Here is a 20,389-nt window from a genome sequence, read left to right as displayed (position 1 = left end):
ACCTGAAACCAAGCTTAGACCTGTGCGTATTTTTGTAAATCTTTGACGTCTCAGCCGGTTAACGGGAATTTCGGATGGTTTTGTACCTTTGGGCGCTTGCCGCGATCGCGTTGTCGCTGTCGGTGCTGATGGCGGGCGCGTGGGTAGTGCAGCAGCGCACCGGTAATTCCGGCTGGGTCGATACCATCTGGACCTTCTCGGTCGGGCTGGTTGGCGCCGCCGGCGCGCTGTGGCCCATCGCGGGCGCAGCGCCGAACACGCGGCAATGGCTGGTGGCGGCTTTGGTGGCGATCTGGTCGCTCCGGCTCGGCCTGCACATCGCGGTGCGGACATCAGGGATTACCGACGATCCGCGCTATGCGGCTTTTGCCAAGGAATGGGGCGTCGATTCCCCGCGCAAGATGTTCGTGTTTCTGCAGAATCAAGGCTTCGGCTCGGTCCCGCTGGTGTTTTCGATTTTTGTCGCGGCACGGTTTCCCTCTGATGTGCTGCGCCCGCAGGACATTCTCGGCGTGTTGATCCTGTTTGCCGGCATTGCCGGCGAAGCGCTGGCCGACGCGCAGCTCAAGCGCTTTCGTCGTGATCCGGCCAACAAGGGCCGGGTCTGCGATATCGGCCTGTGGCGCTGGTCGCGCCATCCCAATTATTTCTTCGAATGGTTCGGCTGGCTGGCCTATCCGGTGATCGCGCTTTCACCGGACTACGGTTGGGGCTGGGCGACCCTGCTGGCGCCGGCCTTCATGTATTGGATCCTGGTGCATGTCACCGGCATCCCGCCGCTGGAAGAGCAGATGCTGCGCTCACGGGGCGAGCGCTACCGCGACTATCAATCGCGCACCAGCATGTTCTTTCCATTGCCGCCGCAAGCGCCAAAGGGAGTGGTGACATGAGCCTTGTTTCCTCCGTGATCGGCACTGCCGAGCGGGTGCCGCTGCCCGATCTCGTTATTCGTGCGGCGATCCAGCGGCTGTGCTCGCGCACCGCGACCCGGCTGGCGCGCGGCAACGCCGAAAGCGATGCGGCGTTTGCCGGCGAGATGGCCGCCCGCGCCATCGCCGAATATACCGACGAGGCCAATGCCCAGCATTACGAGGTGCCGGCCGCGTTCTTTGCGCTGACGCTTGGGCCGAACCGCAAATATTCGTCGTGTTTCTACAAGGAAGCCGCATCGAGCTTGCAGGAGGCCGAGGAGGAGGCGCTGCGCCAGACCGTGTCGCATGCTGACCTGGCCGACGGGCAGTCGATCCTCGAACTTGGCTGCGGCTGGGGTTCGCTGTCGCTGTGGATGGCGCGGCAGTTTCGTAACGCCGACATCACCGCGGTATCGAATTCGCATTCGCAGCGCGAACATATCGAGCGTCAGGCCGCCTCGCGCGGCTTGAAAAACCTTCGCGTCATTACGGCTGACATGAACGTGTTCAGCCCGGAGCGTCAGTTCGACCGCATCGTGTCGGTCGAAATGTTCGAGCACATGATGAACTGGCGTGAATTGATGGCGCGGGTGAGATCATGGCTGGCGCCGGACGGCCGCTTCTTCATGCATATCTTCACCCATCGCACCGGCGCCTATCTGTTCGATCCCGCCGACGGCGAGGACTGGATCGCGCAGCATTTCTTCACCGGCGGGGTGATGCCGAGCCATCATCTGATCCGGCAATATGCTGATCTGTTCGAGGTCGAGAAAGAATGGCGCTGGAGCGGCACCCATTATCAGCGCACCGCGCTCAATTGGCTGGCCAATTTCGATGCGCATCGCGAGGAGATCGAAGGCATCCTGCGTCCGGTCTATGGCAGCGATACCAGCGTATGGATGCGCCGCTGGCGCTGGTTCTTCCTCGCGACGGCTGGCCTGTTCGGTTACGCCGACGGCAGCGAATGGGGTGTTAGTCATTACAGGATGAAGGGGGTGAGTTAACGCCAACGCATATCCCGCTTGCGCAGATAGTAACATATATGTTACCATTTTCTGGTGCAAATTCTCGAATATCTCAATCCGGATGGAGAGAGTCCGTACCGCGACTGGTTTGAGAGCCTCAATGCTCAAGCCGCCGCGAAGGTTACGGTTGCGCTGACACGCGTTGAACTCGGTAATCTTTCCAACGTGAAGGGCGTCGGGACAGGGGTCCAGGAATTCCGGATCGATTTCGGGCCAGGATACCGGATCTATTTCGGCAAGGACGGCGACCAACTGGTGATTTTGCTGGCGGGCGGAACGAAGAGCCGCCAGCAGCGGGATATAGCAACCGCGCAGAAGCGATGGGCCGACTACAAGAAGCGCAAAAAAGGTTGAGACGCATTTCCCTGAGGAAACGCGTCCGGTAAACGAGGACAGAACCGATGGCATTAACCCTAGACTTCAAGGAGACCGTAAAGGCCCGCGCGGAGCGCGATGTCGCGTTTCGAGAAGCGCTTTTGACCGAGGCGGTGGAGCGGCTCATCGCCGGCGAGGTTGACGTCGGTAAGGCGGTTCTTCGTGATTATATCAATGCGACGGTGGGCTTTGAGAAGCTGGCAAAGGCGACGGGTACGCCCTCCAAGAGCTTGATGCGGATGTTTGGTCCCAAAGGGAATCCGCGTGCGAATAATCTGTTTGCGGTGATCGGAAAGCTGCAGCGCGTGTCAGGAGTCCGGCTTGCTGTCGCCAGCGAGAGCAGGAAGCGGGCGGCGTAGGAAGCAGCGCCGTCACTTCCCCAGCGGCTTTAAAATCTTCACCAGTTCGCCGTGGACGAATTCATTGCCGCAGATCACGTCGCCGGTCTTGAGCGGGTCATCGTTGCCCTCGAAGCCGCTGACGGTGCCGCCGGCTTCGCGGACCATGATCTGTCCCGCCGCCATGTCCCAGGGCTGCAGATTGCGTTCCCAATAGCCGTCGAGGCGGCCGGCTGCGACAAAGGCCATGTCGAGCGAGGCGGCGCCGAATCTACGCAGGCCGGCGACCTTGTTCTGGATCGCGGCCATTTCCCGGCGCGACAATTCATGGTCGCCGCGGCCGATATGCGGCAGCCCGCAGGCCACCACGCATTCGTCGAGTTGGCGCCGGCCGGCGACGCGCAGCCGCTGATCGTTCAGGAAAGCACCCTTGCCGCGCTCGGCCATGTAAAGCTCGTCATTGGCCGGATTGTAGATCAGGCCCGCGATGATGACGCCCTCGCGCTGCAATCCGATCGAGATCGCGAATTGCGGGATGCCGTGCAGGAAATTGGTGGTGCCGTCGAGCGGGTCGACGATCCAGGTGTGGCTCTTGTCGGCGCCCTCGCGGGTGCCGCCTTCCTCGCCGATGAAGCCGTAGCCCGGCCGCGCCTTGGTCAGGTCCTCGTAGAGCATCTCTTCAGCGCGCCGATCCGCCATGGTGACGAAATTGGCGGGTCCCTTCAGCGACACCTGAAGATGCTCGATCTCGCCGAGGTCGCGCTTGAGGCTGCGGCCGGCGCGGCGCGCGGCTTTGAGCATGACGTTGATAAGGGCTGAATGCAGCATGATCTCGGCTTGTGATTGAGGTTTCGAGGGTGGGCTGAGGGTTGCGGATGTCTTGAGGTTCGACCCCTTAACCCGGAAGCTGACCTTGGACTGGGTGCCCTGCGGTTGCGGTGGCGTCAAGGCGGATCATTTGCGGCCGAGCCACAGGCGCGCGCCCGCTTCCGCCTTGGCGCGATCCTCGGGGCTTATTCTGGACATGGCGTCGTCGAGCTCGGGGTCGCCCTTGCCGGAGGTTTTGGCGACAAGGTGCCATTTGAAGCCCTCGACCTTGTCCATCGGCGCGCCCGATCCGCTGACCAGCACCCGCGCCAGGCGGTTCTGGGCGATCGCGCTGCCCTGCCGGGCGGCCTTGCGGAGCAAGGCCACCGCGGCGGCCTCGTTCTTCGGCGTGCCGGTGCCATTGTAGAGCGCGATGGCGTATTCGACCTCGGCGTCGACATTGTCGGCGAGCGAGGCCGCCTGCAGCAGCCGGACCGACTTTTCGACGTCTTTCGCCACGCCGGTGCCTTCCTTGTAGAAGGTCGCGAGCGCGTATTGCGCTTCCGGGTTCCCTGCGTCGGCGGCGATGCGCAGCAATTCGGCCGAGCGCCGCAGGTCCTGTGGCAGCGTCTGGCCGTCAAGATAAAGCAGCGCGAGATTATACGCCGCCTTGGGGTTGCCGAGCTTGGCCGAGGACGCCATCAATTTCACCGCTTCCTCGCGGTTGACAGGGCCGCCCCGGCCGCCGAGCCGCATCATGGCCAGCGCGAACATGCCTTCGCGGTCGCCAGCGTCCGCAGCGCGCTTGTACCATTCGGCCGCCTTCGCATAGTCGCGCTTGACGCCGAGCGCATTGGCGGAGAGTTCGCCCAGCATGGTCATCGCCTTGGGATCGCCGGTTTGCTCGACGCGTTTGGTCGCAAGCTCGTAGGCGGTCTTGTAGAGGCCGCGCTGATAGGCGCCGAACACCAGGTCGACATTGGGATCGTCGGTCACCTGCGCGGGGGCAGGAATGACCGTGGCGGTCGGCGGTGGTGTCGCGGGTTTCGCAGACACCGCGGGCTTTTTGGGCGCGGCGGCGGGCTTTGGTTTCGGCTTCGCCGCCGGCTTGTTTGCCTCGGGCGGATTTTGCGCAGGAGGCGTCAGCGACAGTTGCGCTATCGCGTTTGCCGTCAGCATCAGCAGGCTGGCCAGGATCGCGATCGGACGCAGGATTTTCATGGCCGGTGTCATCGCTGCCCGGCGGTGGCTTGTTCGGCCGTTGCGGCATGGGCCCGTTGAATGGCCTGCTCGGCCTCCTTCAGCGCTACACCAGCGCCGCGCGCATCATTCCAGATGAAATCGCCGACCAGAACGAAATCCGCGCCGGCTGCGGCGAATTCGCGGGCTTCTTCCAGCGACACGGCGAATCCGACGCAGGGCGGCTCGAACAATTCGGCCCACCATTGCAGGCGCTCGGCGATCGCGTCGGTCGAAGGCCGCTGCTGGTGCGCGTCGGGCTCGCCGAACAGCACGTAATCCGCACCCGCTTCGCCTGCGGCCATCGAATCATGCCGCGTCGCGAGGCCGCCGACTCCGGCGATGCGATCGGGTTTCAGCGTCGGCAGTGCTTCTTCCATCGCGGCGATGCCGGTCAGATGAGCGCCATCGGCGCCACCGCGCGCGACCAGTTCGACATGTCCCTCGATCAGCAGCGCGGCGCCCTTGTCCTGAATCGGTGGGGCCAATGCCTTGATGCGCGAAATCATGGTGCGCTGGTCGGTCGGCTTCAGCCGCAGCAACACGGCTGCGACATCGGCCTGCGCGAGCAGGCTTGGGAGGCTGGCGAGCAAGGATTGGGGATCGTCGATCTCGGGTGTCGCGAGATAGAGACGCGGCACCGGGCGCGGCGGGGCGGGTTTCGTGGCCAAGTCTATGATGCTTTCCTGGTTTCCAGATCGGCCTTCCATTCACCCTTGCTCGCGAGCGAATTCATCCGTGCGCGATGGGTGAAGGCCCGCTGGCTCGCGGCGACGTTCTCGACCTTGCCCGACCACGCCTTTTGCGGCGCCGCCTGCAGCGCGCGGCCATAGGAGAAGGTGAGGGGCCATGGCAGGCCGCCGATCTTGTTCATCGCGTCGAGATGCGCGGTCGCGTCTTCATCGGACTGTCCGCCGGACAGGAAGGCGATGCCGGGAACCACGGCGGGGACGCAGGTTTTCAGCAGCCGGATGGTTTTCTCGGCGACCTCGCCAATGGAAGCCTGCTTCGGGCTCTTCTTGCCCGCGATGACCATGTTGGGTTTCAGGATCATGCCCTCCAGCGCGACGCGCTGGATGCGCAATTCATGGAACGTCTTGTTGAGCACACGCTGGGTCACGGCATAACAACGGTCGATGTCGTGATCGCCGTCCATCAGCACTTCCGGCTCCACGATCGGCACGATCTGCGCGGCTTGGCATAGCGCCGCATAACGCGCCAGCGCGTGAGCATTGACATGGATCGCGGTCCGCGAGGGGATATCCGCGCCGCTGATATCGATCACCGCGCGCCATTTGGCGAAGCGTGCGCCCTGCGCGTAATATTTTTCCAACCGGCCGGCGAGCTTGTCGAGGCCGGTGGTGACCAATTCGCCGGGGCTGTTCGCCAATGCCTGCGTGCCCTCATCGACCTTGATGCCGGGGATCGCGCCGGATTGCTCGATCAGCTTGATCAAAGGCGTGCCGTCTGCGGCATTCTGCCAGATGGTTTCGTCATACAGGATGACGCCGGAGATGCATTGCTTCATCGCCTCATCGGAACGGAACAGCATTTCGCGATAGTCGCGGCGGGATTCTTCGGTCGAGACGACGTTGATGGCGTCAAACCGCTTCTTGATGGTGCCGGAGGATTCGTCGGCGGCGAGCAGGCCCTTGCCCGGCGCGACCATGGCCAGAGCGACCTTGTTGAGATCGGCGAGATTCATCGGTGCCTTCTCCAGAGCCAGTATTTCAGCAAAGTTCCCGCAGGATTCACGCAGATTCCTGCAGGCCAAAATAGACCGTTCTCGGGCAATTCCCAAGAAACTCTGGAGAAAGTCTGGGCCTGAAAGAGGCCGGTTTATGCGACTTTCGGATCAAGCTCGCCCTTGACATAGCGCTTGGCCATCTCGGCGGTGGTCAGCACCTTCTTGAACTTGCTGGCCTGGCCGGCGGTGTTGAATTCCTGCAGCCGCTGCTTGCACAGTCTGGTCATCGCTTCCATCGCTGGCTTGAGATATTTGCGTGGATCGAATTCGCTGGGATCTTCCTTGAGAATCTTCCGGATCTGGCCGGTCATCGCCATCCGGTTGTCGGTGTCGATGTTGATCTTGCGCACGCCGTTCTTGATGCCGCGCTGAATTTCGGAAACCGGCACGCCCCAGGTCGGCTTCATCTTGCCGCCATTGGCGTTGATGATGTCCTGCAGGTCCTGCGGCACCGAGGACGACCCATGCATCACCAGATGCGTGTTGGGCAGCTTGCGGTGAATTTCCTCGATCACGTTCATGGCGAGAATGTCGCCGTCCGGCTTGCGGGTAAATTTGTAGGCGCCGTGTGAGGTGCCCATCGCGATCGCCAGCGCGTCGACCTTGGTCTCCTTGACGAACTTCACGGCTTCGTCGGGATTAGTCAGCAACTGATCATGCGACAGCTTGCCCTCGGCGCCGTGGCCGTCTTCCTTGTCGCCCATGCCGGTCTCGAGCGAACCTAGCACACCGAGTTCGCCCTCGACCGAAATGCCGCCGAGATGGGCCATGTCGGTCACGGTCTTGGTGACGCCGACATTGTAGTCCCAATCGGCCGCGGTCTTGCCGTCGGCTTTCAGCGAGCCGTCCATCATCACCGAAGTGAAGCCGGCCTGGATCGCGGTCATGCAGGTGTCGGGGCCGTTGCCGTGATCGAGATGCACGCAGACCGGGATTTGCGGATAGATTTCAGTGACCGCGTCCATCATGTGCTTGAGCATGATGTCGTTGGCGTAGGACCGTGCGCCGCGCGAGGCCTGGATGATCACGGGCGCGTCGAGCGTGGAGGCGGCCTCCATGATGGCCAGCGCCTGCTCCATATTGTTGATGTTGAAGGCCGGCACGCCGTAATCGTGCTCCGCCGCGTGGTCGAGCAATTGACGCAACGTGATCCGAACCATCTGTCCTGTTCTCCGCGTTGGGGCTGCATTTCCCGGTAAAGTCTAGCGTATCCTTAAAACCTCGACCCCGGGCAATGGTTTCCCTTCCATCCATTCGAGAAACGCGCCGCCCGCCGTCGAAACATAGCTGAAATCGCCGGCCACGCCCGCCTGATTAAGCGCCGCCACCGTGTCGCCGCCACCGGCCACCGAAATCAGCTTCTTGGCCTTGGTCCGTTCGGCGGCATGTCTTGCCGCCACCATGGTACCGCGGTCGAACGGCGTCATCTCGAACGCGCCGAGCGGGCCATTCCAGACCAGCGTTGCGGCATCGTCGATCGCGGCATGAATCCGCGCCACGGACTGCGGCCCGACATCGAGGATCATGCCGTCGGCCGGGATCGCGTCGAGGCCGTAGGCATGGGAGGGAGCATTGGCGGCGAACTGAAACGCCACCACGGCATCGACCGGCAGGATGATCGCGCAATTGGCGGCTTCGGCCTTGTCGATGATCCGCAGCGCCGTGGCCGCGAGGTCCTTTTCCGCCAGCGACTTGCCGATGCCGACGCCTTGCGCATGCAGGAACGTATTGGCCATGCCGCCGCCGATCACCAGCGCATCGACCTTGCTGACGAGATTTTCCAGAAGATCGATCTTGGTCGAGACTTTGGCGCCGCCGATGATCGCGATGACAGGCTTGGTCGGGGCTTCCAGCGCCTTGCCCAGCGCGTCGAGTTCGGCCTGCATGGTGCGTCCGGCATAGGCCGGCAAGATGTGACCGAGGCCCTCGGTCGAGGCATGGGCACGGTGCGCCGCCGAAAACGCGTCATTGACCCAGATGTCGCCGAGTTTGGCCAGTTCAGCGGCGAAGGCCGGGTCGTTCTTTTCTTCCTCTTTATGGAAGCGGGTATTTTCCAAACAAAGGATGTCGCCATCCTTCATCGCGGCCACGGCCTTGGCCGCGACCTCGCCGGTGCATTCTTCTGCAAATGCCACGGGCTTCCTGATCACTTGCGCCAGCGCGGCCGCGACGGGTTTGAGCGAGTCCTTGGCGTCACGCCCCTTGGGGCGGCCGAAATGCGCAAGCAGGATGACCTTGCCGCCCTTGCCGGAAATCTCGGTGATGGTCGGGGCGACGCGTTCGAGCCGCGTCGCGTCGCTGACCTGGCCGTTGTCCATGGGCACGTTGAGGTCGACGCGCAGCAACACCCGTTTGCCTTTGACATCGACGTCATCGAGGGTGCGGAATTTCTTCATGTCACCATCACAAGTTCGATTGATCCAGAGTCTCTTGCGCGCGCCCCTTCACACGCCACCGGTTCTCTCCGGTGGATCCCCTTCTTGACGGCTTGTGACCTTCATGCCTTGCCGAAACGCGAACAGGAGAAATGCGAGTAGCAAAATTCCGGCTGGAATAGCGATCCAAGGCGATGGCGTCATTTCACTCTCGCATGTTGGTTCAGACAGTTACAGCAGCTTCCCCATCGCCACGGCGGTGTCCGCCATGCGGTTCGAAAAGCCCCATTCATTGTCGTACCAGGACATCACCCGCACCAGCGTGCCATTCTGCACCTTGGTCTGGTCCATGTGGAAGGTGGACGAATGCGGATCATGGTTGAAGTCGATCGAGACGTTGGGCGCGTCGGTGTAGCCGAGCACGCCCTTGAGCTGCTGCTCGCTGGCGCGCTTCATCGCCTCGTTGATTTCTTCCTTGGTGGTCTTGCGCGACGCCACGATCTTGAGATCGATCACCGAGACGTTCGGGCACGGCACCCGGATCGAGACGCCGTCGAGCTTGCCCAGCAGTTCCGGCAGCACCAGCCCGATCGCCTTGGCGGCGCCGGTCGAGGTCGGGATCATCGACATCGCCGCGGCGCGGCCGCGGTAGAGGTCGCTGTGCAGGGTGTCCAGCGTCGGCTGGTCGCCGGTGTAAGCGTGGATCGTGGTCATGAAGCCGGTCTCGATGCCGACGGTATCGTTGAGCACCTTCACGACCGGCGCGAGGCAGTTGGTCGTGCACGAACCGTTGGAGACCACGAGATGATCTTTGCTGAGCTTGTCATGGTTGACGCCGAACACGATGGTTGCATCGGCGCCATCCGAGGGCGCCGAAACCAGCACGCGCTTGGCGCCTGCGGTGAGATGCGCTGATGCCTTGGCCTTGGCGCTGAAGATGCCGGTGCATTCCAGCGCGATGTCGATGCCGAGGTCTTTCCAGGGCAGGGTGTTGGGATCGCGGACGGAAGTGACCTTGATCTTGCCGTTGCCGAGGCTGATCGTGTCGCCATCGACGGTGACGGTGCCGGGGAAGCGGCCGTGCACTGAATCGTAGCGCAGCAGATGGGCATTGGTCTCGACCGGGCCGAGATCGTTAATGGCGACGACTTCGATGTCGGTGCGCTTGGCCTCGTAAATCGCCCGCAACACGTTGCGGCCGATGCGGCCAAACCCGTTAATCGCGACCCGGACTGCCATATCCTTCTCCCTAAAAGCTGTTGCCGTCCCCGCAGGAAGTGCTTCCCACGGAGATTCTGACTGCGGATCGCCCGGTTCGGCCGGACGAGAACGGAAAATGTAACCTCTACCTAGTCCCTTTTCCGGGCAATCTCAACCGTTAGCCAAGACGTTTCAGGGCTGCGTTAACTGCAGCCTCGGCCGTAATGCCGAAGTGCTTGTACAGGTCCTTGGCCGGGGCGCTGGCGCCGAAGCCGTGCATGCCGATGAATTCTCCGTCATGGCCGATTACGGCATCCCAGCCCCATCGCACCGCGGCCTCGATCGCGATCTTGACCGGGGCATTGCCGATGATCGCCTTCTGCTTGTCGGCGGGCTGCGCCAGCAACAGTTCGAGCGCGGGCACGGAAACCACCCGCGTCGCAATGCCGCGCTCGGCGAGCTGCTTCTGAGCGGCGACCGCGATTTCGACTTCCGATCCTGATGCGAACAGCGACACCTTGGCTTCACCTTGAGCGGCGACCAGTTCGTAGCCGCCATGGCTGCAGGGATTGTCCTGAGGTGTCGACGTGCGCAATTGCGGCAGGTTCTGGCGGCTCAGCGCCAGCACCGTCGGCCCGTCGATACGGTTGAGCGCGAGCTCCCAGCATTCGGTGACTTCGACCGCGTCGCAGGGGCGGAACACCCGCATGTTGGGAATGGCGCGCAGCGCTGCGAGATGTTCGACCGGCTGATGCGTCGGCCCGTCTTCGCCGAGGCCGATTGAGTCGTGGGTCATCACATAGACCACGCCGGTGCCCATCAGTGCGGCGAGCCGCATCGCCGGACGGGCATAGTCGGTGAATGTCAGGAAGGTCGCGCCATTGGGCGCGAAACCGCCATGCAGGAAGATGCCGTTCATCGCAGCCGCCATGCCGTGCTCGCGGATGCCGTAATGCACGAAGCGGCCCTTGGGCGTCTTGGCCGAAAAGCCTGTCGCCGATTTCGCCTTGTTGTTGTTGGAGCCGGTGAGATCGGCCGAGCCCGCGAGGAATTCCATCGGCATCGCCAGAGCGATGGCGTCGATCAGGGACTCCGACGATTTGCGGGTCGCGATGTTCTGCGGCGTCTCCAGCAGCATCTTCTTGTGCGCCTTGATCGCCTTCGCCAGCGAGGCCGGCCGCTCATGTCGCAGGCGGCGGTCGAATTCGGCGCGCTTGCGGTTGGACAAGGTCGCCATCCGCGCTTCCCATTCCTTGCGCGCGGGGACGCCGCGGCTGCCGGCTTCGCGCCAGGCTTTCAGAACATCATCGGGGACCGAGAACGGCTCCAGCGAAATGCCGAGCTTTTCCTTGGCGCCCTTGAGTTCCTCGGCGCCGAGCGCTTCGCCATGTGCCTTGTTGGTGCCGGCCTTGGTCGGCGCACCGAAGCCGATCGTGGTCTTGCAGGCGATCAGCGTGGGCTTGTTGGATTTTTGCGCGCGGGTGATTGCAGCCGCAATCGCATTTTGATCATGACCGTCGATCCGCTCGGCCGCCCAGCCGGCGGACTTGAAGCGCTTCACCTGATCGACCGAGTCGGAGATCGAGGTTGGGCCGTCGATCGAAATGCCGTTGTCGTCATACAGCACGATCATCTTGTTGAGCTTCCAGTGCCCGGCCAGCGCGATGGCTTCCTGCGAGACGCCTTCCATCAGGTCGCCATCGGAGCAGAGCACGTAGGTATGGTGGTCGACGGCCTTCTTGCCGAATTCAGCCGCGAGCATCTTCTCGGCCACCGCGAAGCCGACCGCCGTCGCGATGCCCTGGCCGAGCGGGCCTGTGGTGGTCTCGATGCCCTTGGTGTGGAAATTCTCAGGATGTCCGGGGGTCAGCGAACCCAACTGGCGGAAATGCTTGAGCTGGTCGAGCGTCATGTCGACATTGCCGGTGAGGTAAAGCACCGCATAGAGCAGCATCGAGCCGTGGCCGGCCGAAAGAATAAAACGGTCGCGGTCCGGCCATTTCGGATCGGCCGCATCGAATTTCAGGAATTGCGTAAACAATACGGTCGCCATGTCGGCGGCGCCCATCGGCAGCCCGGGATGGCCCGATTTGGCCTTCTCGACGGCATCCATCGACAGCCCGCGAATTGCGTTGGCCATACGGTTGTGATCGACATTCGCCATGATGAAAATCCGTCTGAAATGAGGTGTTTGAAGACGACCCGCCGGTCGTGTGAAGGGCCCAGGCAAGCCTGCTGGCCAGGCCGTGTAGTCTTGCCCAGGGGAGCAGAAAGGCAGGGCTGGATAGCATCTGTATTCCCGGAGTCCAAGGCAGGGCAACGCGTGGCGGGGCTGAAAAGTTGCTTTGCGGTGCATAGTTCGCCAGCGGCGTTGCGCTGGCCTCGCTTGCCACGTAAATTTCGCCGCCTAAGCGCTTGCCGAACCGCGGATTTTGCCGTGCGTGCGGCCTGGTTGAGGGTGCCTGCGTCTGCCATGAGCGATCGTCCCGCCAACGGTTCGGGCTATCCCGAGCCAACCTCCGTCGACATCGATGCCGCGACGCGGCGGCTGATGTCGGCGCTCGATGCGCTGGAAAGCGCGGTCGAGCGGCGGCGCGAGGCCGACCGCGACGAGAATGAATTGGCGACGCGAATCCAGGCGCTCGGCGCCGACCGGTCGCGGCTCGCCGACGAACTCGATGGCTCGCTGGTGAAATCGCGCAAGCTCGAGCGCGCCAATCGCGAGATCGCCGAGCGGCTCGACGCGGCGATCGGCACCATTCGTTCGGTGCTCGATGCGGGAGAAACCTCATGAGCCATATCAATGTCACCATCAACGGCCGGCAATACCGGATGGCCTGCGAGGAAGGACAGGAGACGCGGCTGCTGCGGCTCGCCGAGAGTCTGGAATCGCGGGTCGAAAGCCTGCGCGGCAAGTTCGGCGAGATCGGCGATGCGCGTCTGACCGTGATGGCGGCGCTGACCGCGTGCGATGAATTGTTCGACGCCAACAGCCGCATCCGCATGCTCGAAGAAGAACTCGACGCATTGCGCAACGTTCGCGTGGTCGCCGCCGACCGCGCCCGCGCCACCCAGGTCGCGGTGGCTAACGCGCTGAACTCGGCCGCCGAGCGGATCGAAAAGACCACGCAGATCCTTAACCGCACCATCGGCGGCGGCGTCGCGATCGGGTAGAGCACGCCTCGTGACGGGCTTTCCCGTCATTGCGAGGAGCGTAGCGACGAAGCAATCCATTCTTTCTTTGCGCCGCGCGATGGATTGCTTCGCTTCGCTCGCAATGACGTGGAGAGGTCTCGGACTCCCCCAGGCGACTGGGCTGAATCATTGTCCACCCAAATCCCCCCTTACCGCTGGCGGTTTGGGGCGAGCGTGGTTACATTGGCCCTGCGAAGCTGTGTCGCGCGTCAGGAGCCATATATCCCCGGGGCCTTATCGATCCTTCAGGGAACTGTCCCTGGCCAGGTCCGTGGACTTGGTCACATGGTGCCCACCTACTTTCGTAGGGAACTCCGGGATCGAGCGCTCCAACGGCCATCGCGGCTTCGCACTTTTCTTTGTTTGTTTGCCGCCGAGTTGCCGCCCCGTAGACGCCCGCCATCACCCGCGAAAGCATCATGCCGGCAGGCCAATCGAAATCCGAACTCCGCACCGCCGCGTTGGCGGCGCGCGAGGCGTTGAGCCCGGAACAGCGCGCGAGCGCCGCGGAGGCCATTGCGGCACGAAAACTACCGCTTGAAATCACGCCCGGCACGATTGTGTCCGGCTATTCGCCGATCCGCAGCGAGATCGATCCTGTGCCGTTGATGCGAAAGCTCGCGGAGCGGGGTGCGCAACTGGCGCTGCCGGCGGTGATGGCGCGCGGCAAGTCGCTGGCGTTTCGGGCCTGGTCGCCCAGCGACCGGCTGATGCTGGGGCCGCTCGGCATTCTCGAGCCGTCGCCGGCGGCGACCGAGCTGATCCCCGATATCATGCTGGTGCCGCTGGCGGCGTTCGATCGATTGGGCCACCGCATCGGCTACGGCGCCGGGCATTACGACTTCACTTTGGCACATTTGCGCAAGGTAAAGCCGGTCACGGCCATTGGCCTCGCCTTCGCGGCACAGGAAATCGAGGCCGTGCCGGCACTGTCCCACGACGTGGCGCTGGATTATGTGCTAACGGAAACCGAAGGGTTCGATTTCCGGAGTTCATGACTTGCGCATTCTTTTCGTCGGTGACGTGGTCGGAAAGGCCGGCCGTACCGCAATCGCGGAACATCTGCCCGGCATGATCCGCGACTGGGCGCTCGATCTTGTCGTGGTCAATGGCGAGAACGCCGCCGGCGGCTTCGGCATCACCGAGACGATCTACCAGGAATTCATCGACGCGGGCGCCGATGCGGTCACGCTCGGCAATCACGCCTGGGACCAGCGCGAGGCGCTGGTGTTCATCGAACGCGCGCCGCGGCTGGTTCGTCCGGCGAATTTTCCGCGCGGCACGCCCGGCCGTGGCGCCGCGTTGGTCGATACCAAGAGCGGCCAGCGCGCGCTGGTGGTCAACGCGATCGGCCGCGTCTTCATGACGCCGTTCGACGATCCCTTCAAGATTCTCAACCGCGAACTCGAAGCCTGTCCGCTGGGCACGGCGGCCGACGCCATTGTGGTCGATTTCCACGCCGAGGCGTCGAGCGAGAAACAGGGCATCGGTTTTTTCTGCGACGGCCGCGCCAGCCTCGTGGTCGGCACCCACACCCATGTGCCGACCGCCGACCATCAAATTCTGTCTGGCGGAACTGCCTACATGACCGATGCCGGCATGACCGGCGATTACGATTCGGTCATCGGCATGCAGAAGGAAGAACCGCTGCGGCGCTTCACGTCAGGGATTCCGTCAGGACGGTTCGAGCCGGCCTATGGCACGGCGACGTTGAGCGGCGTCGCGGTCGAGACCGATGACGCGACCGGACTGGCGCTGCGGGTCGCGCCGGTGCGGATCGGTGGGCGGCTGGAACCGGCGCTGCCGGGGTTTTGGGTGGGCTAGGCCCACGGGCTGCAACTCGGCGGTTGTATGTCCGTCGACATTCTCTGATATTCCGGGCAACACATCAGGATTTAGGGAAATAGCGTGACCGACGAGCGCTTCGAACGACGGCTGGCAGCGGTGGTGGCGGCGGATATTCCCGACTATGGCCGCCTCATGGCTGCGGACGCGCAAGGCGTCTGGGCCCAGTTAAAGGTGCTGCGCAAGGACTTCATCGATCCCGCCATCGCCGCGCACCGCGGACGCGTCGTCAAGGCCACCGGCGACAGCATGCTGCTTGAGTTCGCCAGCACGCTCGATGCTGCGCGCGGTGCGATCGAGTTCCAGCGCGGCATCGCGGCGCTGAACGCTGAAATCGCCCCGAACCTGCGGATCGAGTTCCGGATCGGCCTGCATGTCGGCGATATCATCGTCGATGAAGACGACATTTTCGGCGAGAGCGTCAACACCGCGGTGCGCCTTGAAGGTCTCGCCGAGCCGGGCGGGGTTTGCATCTCCGATGACGCGTACCGCCAAATCCGGGGCAGGGTCGATATATCCTGCGACGATTTGGGGCGGCCGCCGCTCAAGAACATCGCCGAGCCGATTCGGGTGTGGCGGATGCGGCTCGATGGCAGTGCGGCGCCGGCGTCACCGGCAAGCGAGCCCGCGCCATCCGCCGTGCACGCGCTGGCACTGCCCGACAAGCCCTCGATCGCGGTGCTGCCGTTCCAGAACATGAGCACCGATCCCGAGCAGGAATATTTCGCCGACGGTCTGGTGGATGACATCATCATCGCGCTGTCGCGCTTCACCTCGCTGTTCGTGATCGCGCGCAATTCGGCGTTCACCTACAAGGGACGATCGGTCGAGGTCAAACAGATCGGGCGCGAGCTTGGCGTGCGCTACGTGCTGGAAGGCAGCGTGCGAAAGGCGGGGGCGCGGCTGCGGATCACGGGGCAACTCGTCGACTGTTCGACCGGCTATCATCTGTGGGCCGAGCGATTCGATGGCGCGCTCGAACAGGTATTCGAACTGCAGGACCATGTTGCCTCGGGTGTCGCGGGCATCATCGATCCCCTGCTGCTGGATACCGAAATCAAACGCGTGGCCAATCGCCCGACCGCGGATATGACCGCCTACAGCCTCTATCTGCGCGCGCTACCCTTGATTCGTGCCTGGGCGCGCGAGCCCAACCAGGAGGCCATCGCGCTGCTGCAGCAGGCGATCGAGCGCGACCCGAATTACGGACTGGCGATTGCTTCGCTGGCACTGTGCCATTCGCAGAATTTCGCCAGCGGATGGGGCCACTCCGCCGCGATCGAGAGTGAGCGCGGCACCACGCTGGCGCGGCGCGCGCTCGATACCGCCCCCGGCGATTCCGTCACGGTGTTGATGGCGGTCGGCGCCTTGCTCAATCTCGGCAGCGACGCCAACGCGCTGAAGGGATTGGTCGATAGAGCGCTGGCGCATAACCCGAGCCACGCTTACGGCTGGCTGTGGAGCGGCTGGGTGCGCGCGGCTGCCGGTGAATCCGATCTGGCGATCGAGCATTTCGAGAAATCGATGCGGCTCGACCCGCGCTCGACGCGGCGGGCATTTCATCTGACGGGCATCGGCGTCTGCCATTTCTTCCAGCGGCGTTTCGACAAGGCTGCCGCGATTCTCGATGAATCGTTCCGCGAACTGCCGACCTATCCGCTCACAATGTGGTTTCTCGCCGCCTGCTACGCGCAGACCGGGCGCCTGAACGAGGCGCGGGAATTCGCAAGCCGTAACGGCATTCGCGCCGATGGGCCCTGGCTCACGATCGGATCGCGGTTCGGCAATCCCGCGCATTCCGAAATGTTGCTGTCCAGTCTGCGGCTCGCGACATCAGACCAAGCATAAAAAAGAAACGTTACATCGGGGGAGGCCATCATGACATCGCGCTTTGCGCGCACCCTACTGGTTGCGCTGCTTGCCGGCCTTCTCGCCGGCTTCGCGGATGTCGCGCCCGCCGGTGCTGCGGAGCCGGCTACGCTGGTTGCCACCGCGATCGACAGGCTTGGTGGTGCACAAAAACTGTCCGGGGTCGCGACGCTCTCGATCACGGGCAGGCACAAGCATTGGGATCCGCAGGAGACACTCGATCCTGACGTGGGCAATAAACTCGGCGGCGAGTCGCGCTTCACGCTGTCGGACGACATCGCGCATAGCCGCGCCCGCATCGATTGGGTCCGCCGTCGCGTCGCGCCGATGGTGCGCACCTTCATCTATTCGGAAGTGTTCGCCGACGGCATCGGCTATGTGCTCGGCGAAGACAACATCGTTCTCTCGCGGCAGGCCAAGGAAACCAATCCGTCGCTGCATACCATGAGCGCCTCGCGCGTGGTGGCGAACCGTCGCGAGTTGCATCGGCTGTCGCCACGCCTGCTGTTGGAGATGCAGGAGCATCCGGAGCGTCTCGCGTCATTGCCGGACGAGACCATCGGCGGCAAGACGCTGGCGGTTGTTTCCTACAAAGCTGACGACGCCGAGTGGTTCGTGCTGTTCGGCGCCGATGGTTTGCCGGACCGCATCCGCACCGTCGATGCCGACGGTGTGTGGGGCGATAGCCATTACGAAATGATCCTGTCGGACTGGCGCGAGGTCGGCGGCGTCAAATTTGCGTTCGAGCAGTCGTTCACCCTGAATGGCCGCGAGACCCAACACGTCACGATCGAGGACATCGTTCTCAATCCAGTACTCGGTCCTGATCTGTTTCGTATTCCAAAGATCGTGGCCGAGACCGCCGCGCAGCAAAAGCCGCCGCAGGAGGTCAATTATCAATGGATGCTGCGGCGTGCGAACTGGGGTTCGTTCATCGATTCGGATCAGCTCGCCTACGATCCCGCTGTGGTGCCGGGCAATATCTGGACCGAGATCAAGCCCGGCATCTGGCATATCACCGGCGGCAGCCACAACACGCTGGTGGTCGAGATGAAGGATCATCTGGTGGCGTTCGATGCGCCGATCGGCAATGAGATGTCGAAGCTGACGCTGACGGAAGCTGCGCGCCGGTTTCCCAACAAGCCCATAAAGTACCTAGTGCTGACGCATCACCACATGGACCACGTCAACGGCGCGCGGGCCTTCGCGGCCAGAGGCGCCGATCTCGTCTTCGCAGCAGGCAACAGCAAATACTTTGCCGCGCAAATGCAGGCGCCGAACCGCATTCGCAATGATGAACTGTGGCAGACGCCGCGCCAGGTCGGAATGATCGAGGTCAAGGACAAGTTCACGCTGAGCGACGGCGTCCGTATCATCGATCTCTATGCGATCGACAATTCCCACGCCCATAACATGCTGGTGGCGGTGATCCCGGATGTGGATTTCGGCTGGGTCGTCGATCTCTGGTCGCCGACGCGCGACGTTCCCGGCGCGCTGGCCTCGCACAGGGAATTGGTCGCGGGCTTGCGCAAGCTCGGCGTGATGCCGACAATCTGGGCCGGCGGCCACGGCACCGGCGCAGCCCCGATCAAGCCGCTGGTGGATGCGCTGGACAAGATGTGAGGGTGGGGGCGTCGGATGCTATTTTTGCCCGGCGACGCTCAATTGCGCATAGGATGCCTTGGAGTAGATCGATTTGTAACAACAACGGCAGTGCGCCCCCTCTCCCCTTGTGGGAGAGGGTTGGGGTGAGGGGTTCAGGTCTATCGATAGTCCGCGACCCCTCACCCGGATCACATCTAACGATGTGATCCGACCTCTCCCACAAGGGGAGAGGTAAGGAAGAAGCAACGAAAGAGACCGTCCATGCAGACGCAGGAAAAACCCCCGGCCAAGGCGCCGCTCTACATCAAGATGCGGGACGAGGACAATGTGGCCATCGTCGCCAACCAGGGCGGGCTGCATCCGGGCGCGGTGTTCGCCGACGGGCTGCAATTGATCGAGCAGATTCCGCAAGGCCATAAGGTTGCGTTAGCGGATATCGCCGCCGATGGCGTGATCCGGCGCTATGGCGAGGTGATCGGTTACGCCTTGAAGCCGATCGCCAGAGGAAGCTGGGTCAAGGAGGCGCTGGTGCGGATGCCTGAGGCGCCCTCGCTCGACAGCCTGCCCAAGGCCGGCGGCGCGGCCTCCGCGCAGCCGCCGCTAGAAGGCTACACATTCGAGGGCTATCGCAATCCCGACGGCTCGGTCGGCACCCGTAATATTCTGGCGATCAGCACCAGTGTGCAATGTGTCGCCGGCACGGTCGAATTCGCGATCAAGCGTATTCGTGATGAGCTGCTGCCGAAATATCCCAACGTCGACGATGTGATCGCGATCACGCACGCTTACGGGTGTGGCGTCGCGATCAACGCGCCGGGCGCCGCGGTGCCGATCCGCACGCTGCAAAATCTCGCGCGCAATCCAAATTTCGGCGGCGAGGTCATGATCGTCGGCCTCGGCTGCGAGAAGCTGCAGCCCGAATTGTTGTTGCCCGAGGGCATGGGCGCCGATGGCGACGATCCCGACATCATGCGGATGCAGGACGAAAGCCTCACGGGGTTCGGCGAAATTGTCTCAAGCATCGTCGAGATGGCCGACAGGCGGCTGGAAATACTCAACCGCCGCCGCGAGACCTGTCCGGCCGCCGACCTCGTCGTCGGCATGCAATGCGGCGGCAGCGATGCGTTTTCCGGCGTCACCGCCAATCCGGCGCTTGGGTTTGCCGCGGACTTGCTGGTGCGCGCCGGCGCCACCGTGATGTTCTCGGAAGTCACCGAAGTGCGCGATGCGATCCATCTGCTCACGCCGCGCGCCGTCAACCAGGACGTTGCCGATGCGCTGATCCGCGAGATGGGATGGTACGACAGCTATCTGCAGGTCGGCGAAGCCGATCGCAGCGCCAACACCACGCCGGGCAACAAGAAGGGCGGGCTGTCGAACATCGTCGAAAAGGCGATGGGTTCGGTCATCAAATCCGGCACCAGTCCCATTGCCGGCGTGCTGTCGCCAGGCGAGCGAGTCCGTGAGAAGGGAATGATCTTCGCAGCGACCCCCGCCAGCGACTTCATCTGCGGCACGCTTCAGTTGGCTTCGGGCATGACGCTGCATGTGTTCACCACCGGCCGCGGCACGCCCTACGGTCTGGCCTCGACGCCGGTCATCAAGGTGTCTACCCGCAGCGAACTGAAGCGGCGCTGGCACGATCTGATCGACATGGACGCCGGCACCATCGCGACCGGCGAGGCGACCATCGAAGAAGTCGGCTGGGACATCTTCCGCCTGGTGCTCGACGTCGCCAGTGGCCGCAGGAAGACCTGGGCCGAGACCTGGGGCATCTCCAACGCGCTCGCGCTGTTTAATCCCGGCCCGGTGACGTAGGGAGCGATGGTTGCATCCATCCTTCGAGACGCATCGCTTC

19 protein-coding genes and 1 other RNA gene are annotated in these 20,389 nt (G+C 63.2%); 12 read left to right on the top strand and 8 right to left on the bottom strand.

The genetic code is table 11. The features are described from left to right. The first annotated feature begins 74 nt into the window (after window positions 1-74). From HB676_RS25670 to HB676_RS25655, 4 genes are read left to right on the top strand one after another with little or no spacing between them, the layout of a single operon-like run. Window positions 75-890: a DUF1295 domain-containing protein gene (locus tag HB676_RS25670; RefSeq protein ID WP_213741265.1), complete on the top strand. Its 816-nt coding sequence runs from the start codon at window positions 75-77 to the stop codon at window positions 888-890. Continuing rightward, on the top strand, window positions 887-1,915 hold the full coding sequence (locus HB676_RS25665) for a cyclopropane-fatty-acyl-phospholipid synthase family protein (RefSeq protein ID WP_213741264.1): 1,029 nt from the start codon (window positions 887-889) through the stop codon (window positions 1,913-1,915). Before HB676_RS25670 ends, HB676_RS25665 begins: the two co-directional genes overlap by 4 nt. 54 nt (window positions 1,916-1,969) lie before the next feature. Next, complete coding sequence (locus HB676_RS25660) at window positions 1,970-2,290, top strand: type II toxin-antitoxin system RelE/ParE family toxin (protein WP_213741263.1); 321 nt, start codon at window positions 1,970-1,972, stop codon at window positions 2,288-2,290. Window positions 2,291-2,337: 47 nt separating this feature from the next. Next, on the top strand, window positions 2,338-2,670 hold the full coding sequence (locus HB676_RS25655; protein WP_213741262.1) for a transcriptional regulator: 333 nt from the start codon (window positions 2,338-2,340) through the stop codon (window positions 2,668-2,670). A gap of 12 nt (window positions 2,671-2,682) precedes the next feature. Here HB676_RS25655 and HB676_RS25650 read toward each other — a convergent pair whose 3' ends face one another. From HB676_RS25650 to tkt, 8 genes are all read right to left on the bottom strand, one after another. After that, window positions 2,683-3,477, bottom strand: a complete 795-nt coding sequence (locus HB676_RS25650) for an inositol monophosphatase family protein (protein ID WP_213741261.1) — start codon at window positions 3,475-3,477, stop codon at window positions 2,683-2,685. Window positions 3,478-3,603: 126 nt separating this feature from the next. After that, entirely contained in the window at window positions 3,604-4,677 is a 1,074-nt protein-coding gene (locus tag HB676_RS25645) for a tetratricopeptide repeat protein (RefSeq protein WP_213741260.1), read from the bottom strand. An 8-nt stretch (window positions 4,678-4,685) separates the two neighbouring features. Next, a complete protein-coding gene (locus HB676_RS25640) occupies window positions 4,686-5,366 on the bottom strand; it encodes a thiamine phosphate synthase (protein WP_213741259.1) in 681 nt (226 codons plus the stop codon). 2 nt (window positions 5,367-5,368) lie between these two features. Continuing rightward, on the bottom strand, window positions 5,369-6,400 hold the full coding sequence (locus HB676_RS25635; protein WP_213741258.1) for a class I fructose-bisphosphate aldolase: 1,032 nt from the start codon (window positions 6,398-6,400) through the stop codon (window positions 5,369-5,371). A 134-nt stretch (window positions 6,401-6,534) separates the two neighbouring features. Next, window positions 6,535-7,602 carry a class II fructose-bisphosphate aldolase gene (gene fba / locus HB676_RS25630; RefSeq protein ID WP_213741257.1) on the bottom strand — a complete coding sequence of 356 codons (1,068 nt, stop codon included), beginning with the start codon at window positions 7,600-7,602 and terminating at the stop codon, window positions 6,535-6,537. Window positions 7,603-7,644: 42 nt separating this feature from the next. Then, on the bottom strand, window positions 7,645-8,838 hold the full coding sequence (locus tag HB676_RS25625; protein ID WP_213741256.1) for a phosphoglycerate kinase: 1,194 nt from the start codon (window positions 8,836-8,838) through the stop codon (window positions 7,645-7,647). 210 nt (window positions 8,839-9,048) lie between these two features. After that, window positions 9,049-10,056: a type I glyceraldehyde-3-phosphate dehydrogenase gene (gene gap / locus HB676_RS25620; RefSeq protein ID WP_213741255.1), complete on the bottom strand. Its 1,008-nt coding sequence runs from the start codon at window positions 10,054-10,056 to the stop codon at window positions 9,049-9,051. 139 nt (window positions 10,057-10,195) lie between these two features. After that, window positions 10,196-12,181, bottom strand: a complete 1,986-nt coding sequence (gene tkt, locus HB676_RS25615) for a transketolase (RefSeq protein ID WP_213741254.1) — start codon at window positions 12,179-12,181, stop codon at window positions 10,196-10,198. Window positions 12,182-12,490: 309 nt separating this feature from the next. On the opposite strand from tkt, the gene HB676_RS25610 reads away from it, so the two are divergent. The 8 genes from HB676_RS25610 (at window position 12,491) to garD (ending at window position 20,349) form a co-directional block, all read left to right on the top strand. Further along, on the top strand, window positions 12,491-12,811 hold the full coding sequence (locus HB676_RS25610) for a DUF4164 domain-containing protein (RefSeq protein WP_213741253.1): 321 nt from the start codon (window positions 12,491-12,493) through the stop codon (window positions 12,809-12,811). Beyond that, a complete protein-coding gene (locus tag HB676_RS25605; protein WP_213741252.1) occupies window positions 12,808-13,191 on the top strand; it encodes a cell division protein ZapA in 384 nt (127 codons plus the stop codon). The genes HB676_RS25610 and HB676_RS25605 overlap by 4 nt, the downstream gene beginning before the upstream one ends. 212 nt (window positions 13,192-13,403) lie before the next feature. Further along, a non-coding RNA gene (gene ssrS, locus HB676_RS25600) (6S RNA) lies at window positions 13,404-13,564 on the top strand. Between the two features lie 67 nt (window positions 13,565-13,631). Next, window positions 13,632-14,210, top strand: coding sequence for a 5-formyltetrahydrofolate cyclo-ligase (locus HB676_RS25595; protein WP_213741251.1), 579 nt, complete (start codon window positions 13,632-13,634; stop codon window positions 14,208-14,210). A gap of 1 nt (window position 14,211) precedes the next feature. After that, window positions 14,212-15,036, top strand: coding sequence for a TIGR00282 family metallophosphoesterase (locus HB676_RS25590; protein WP_213741250.1), 825 nt, complete (start codon window positions 14,212-14,214; stop codon window positions 15,034-15,036). Window positions 15,037-15,120: 84 nt separating this feature from the next. Then, window positions 15,121-16,905, top strand: a complete 1,785-nt coding sequence (locus HB676_RS25585) for an adenylate/guanylate cyclase domain-containing protein (protein WP_213741249.1) — start codon at window positions 15,121-15,123, stop codon at window positions 16,903-16,905. A gap of 30 nt (window positions 16,906-16,935) precedes the next feature. Then, window positions 16,936-18,549 (top strand): MBL fold metallo-hydrolase, encoded by a 1,614-nt coding sequence (locus HB676_RS25580; protein WP_213741248.1) that lies wholly within the window; start codon window positions 16,936-16,938, stop codon window positions 18,547-18,549. A gap of 243 nt (window positions 18,550-18,792) precedes the next feature. Next, window positions 18,793-20,349 (top strand): galactarate dehydratase, encoded by a 1,557-nt coding sequence (gene garD, locus HB676_RS25575; protein WP_213741247.1) that lies wholly within the window; start codon window positions 18,793-18,795, stop codon window positions 20,347-20,349. Window positions 20,350-20,389: the final 40 nt, after the last annotated feature.

The organism is Bradyrhizobium sp. dw_411 (assembly GCF_018449695.1).
Taxonomy (GTDB): Bacteria; Pseudomonadota; Alphaproteobacteria; order Rhizobiales; family Xanthobacteraceae; genus Bradyrhizobium.
The sequence above is the reverse complement of the archived record's forward strand: the minus strand, read 5'-3'. Positions and strand labels throughout refer to the sequence as shown.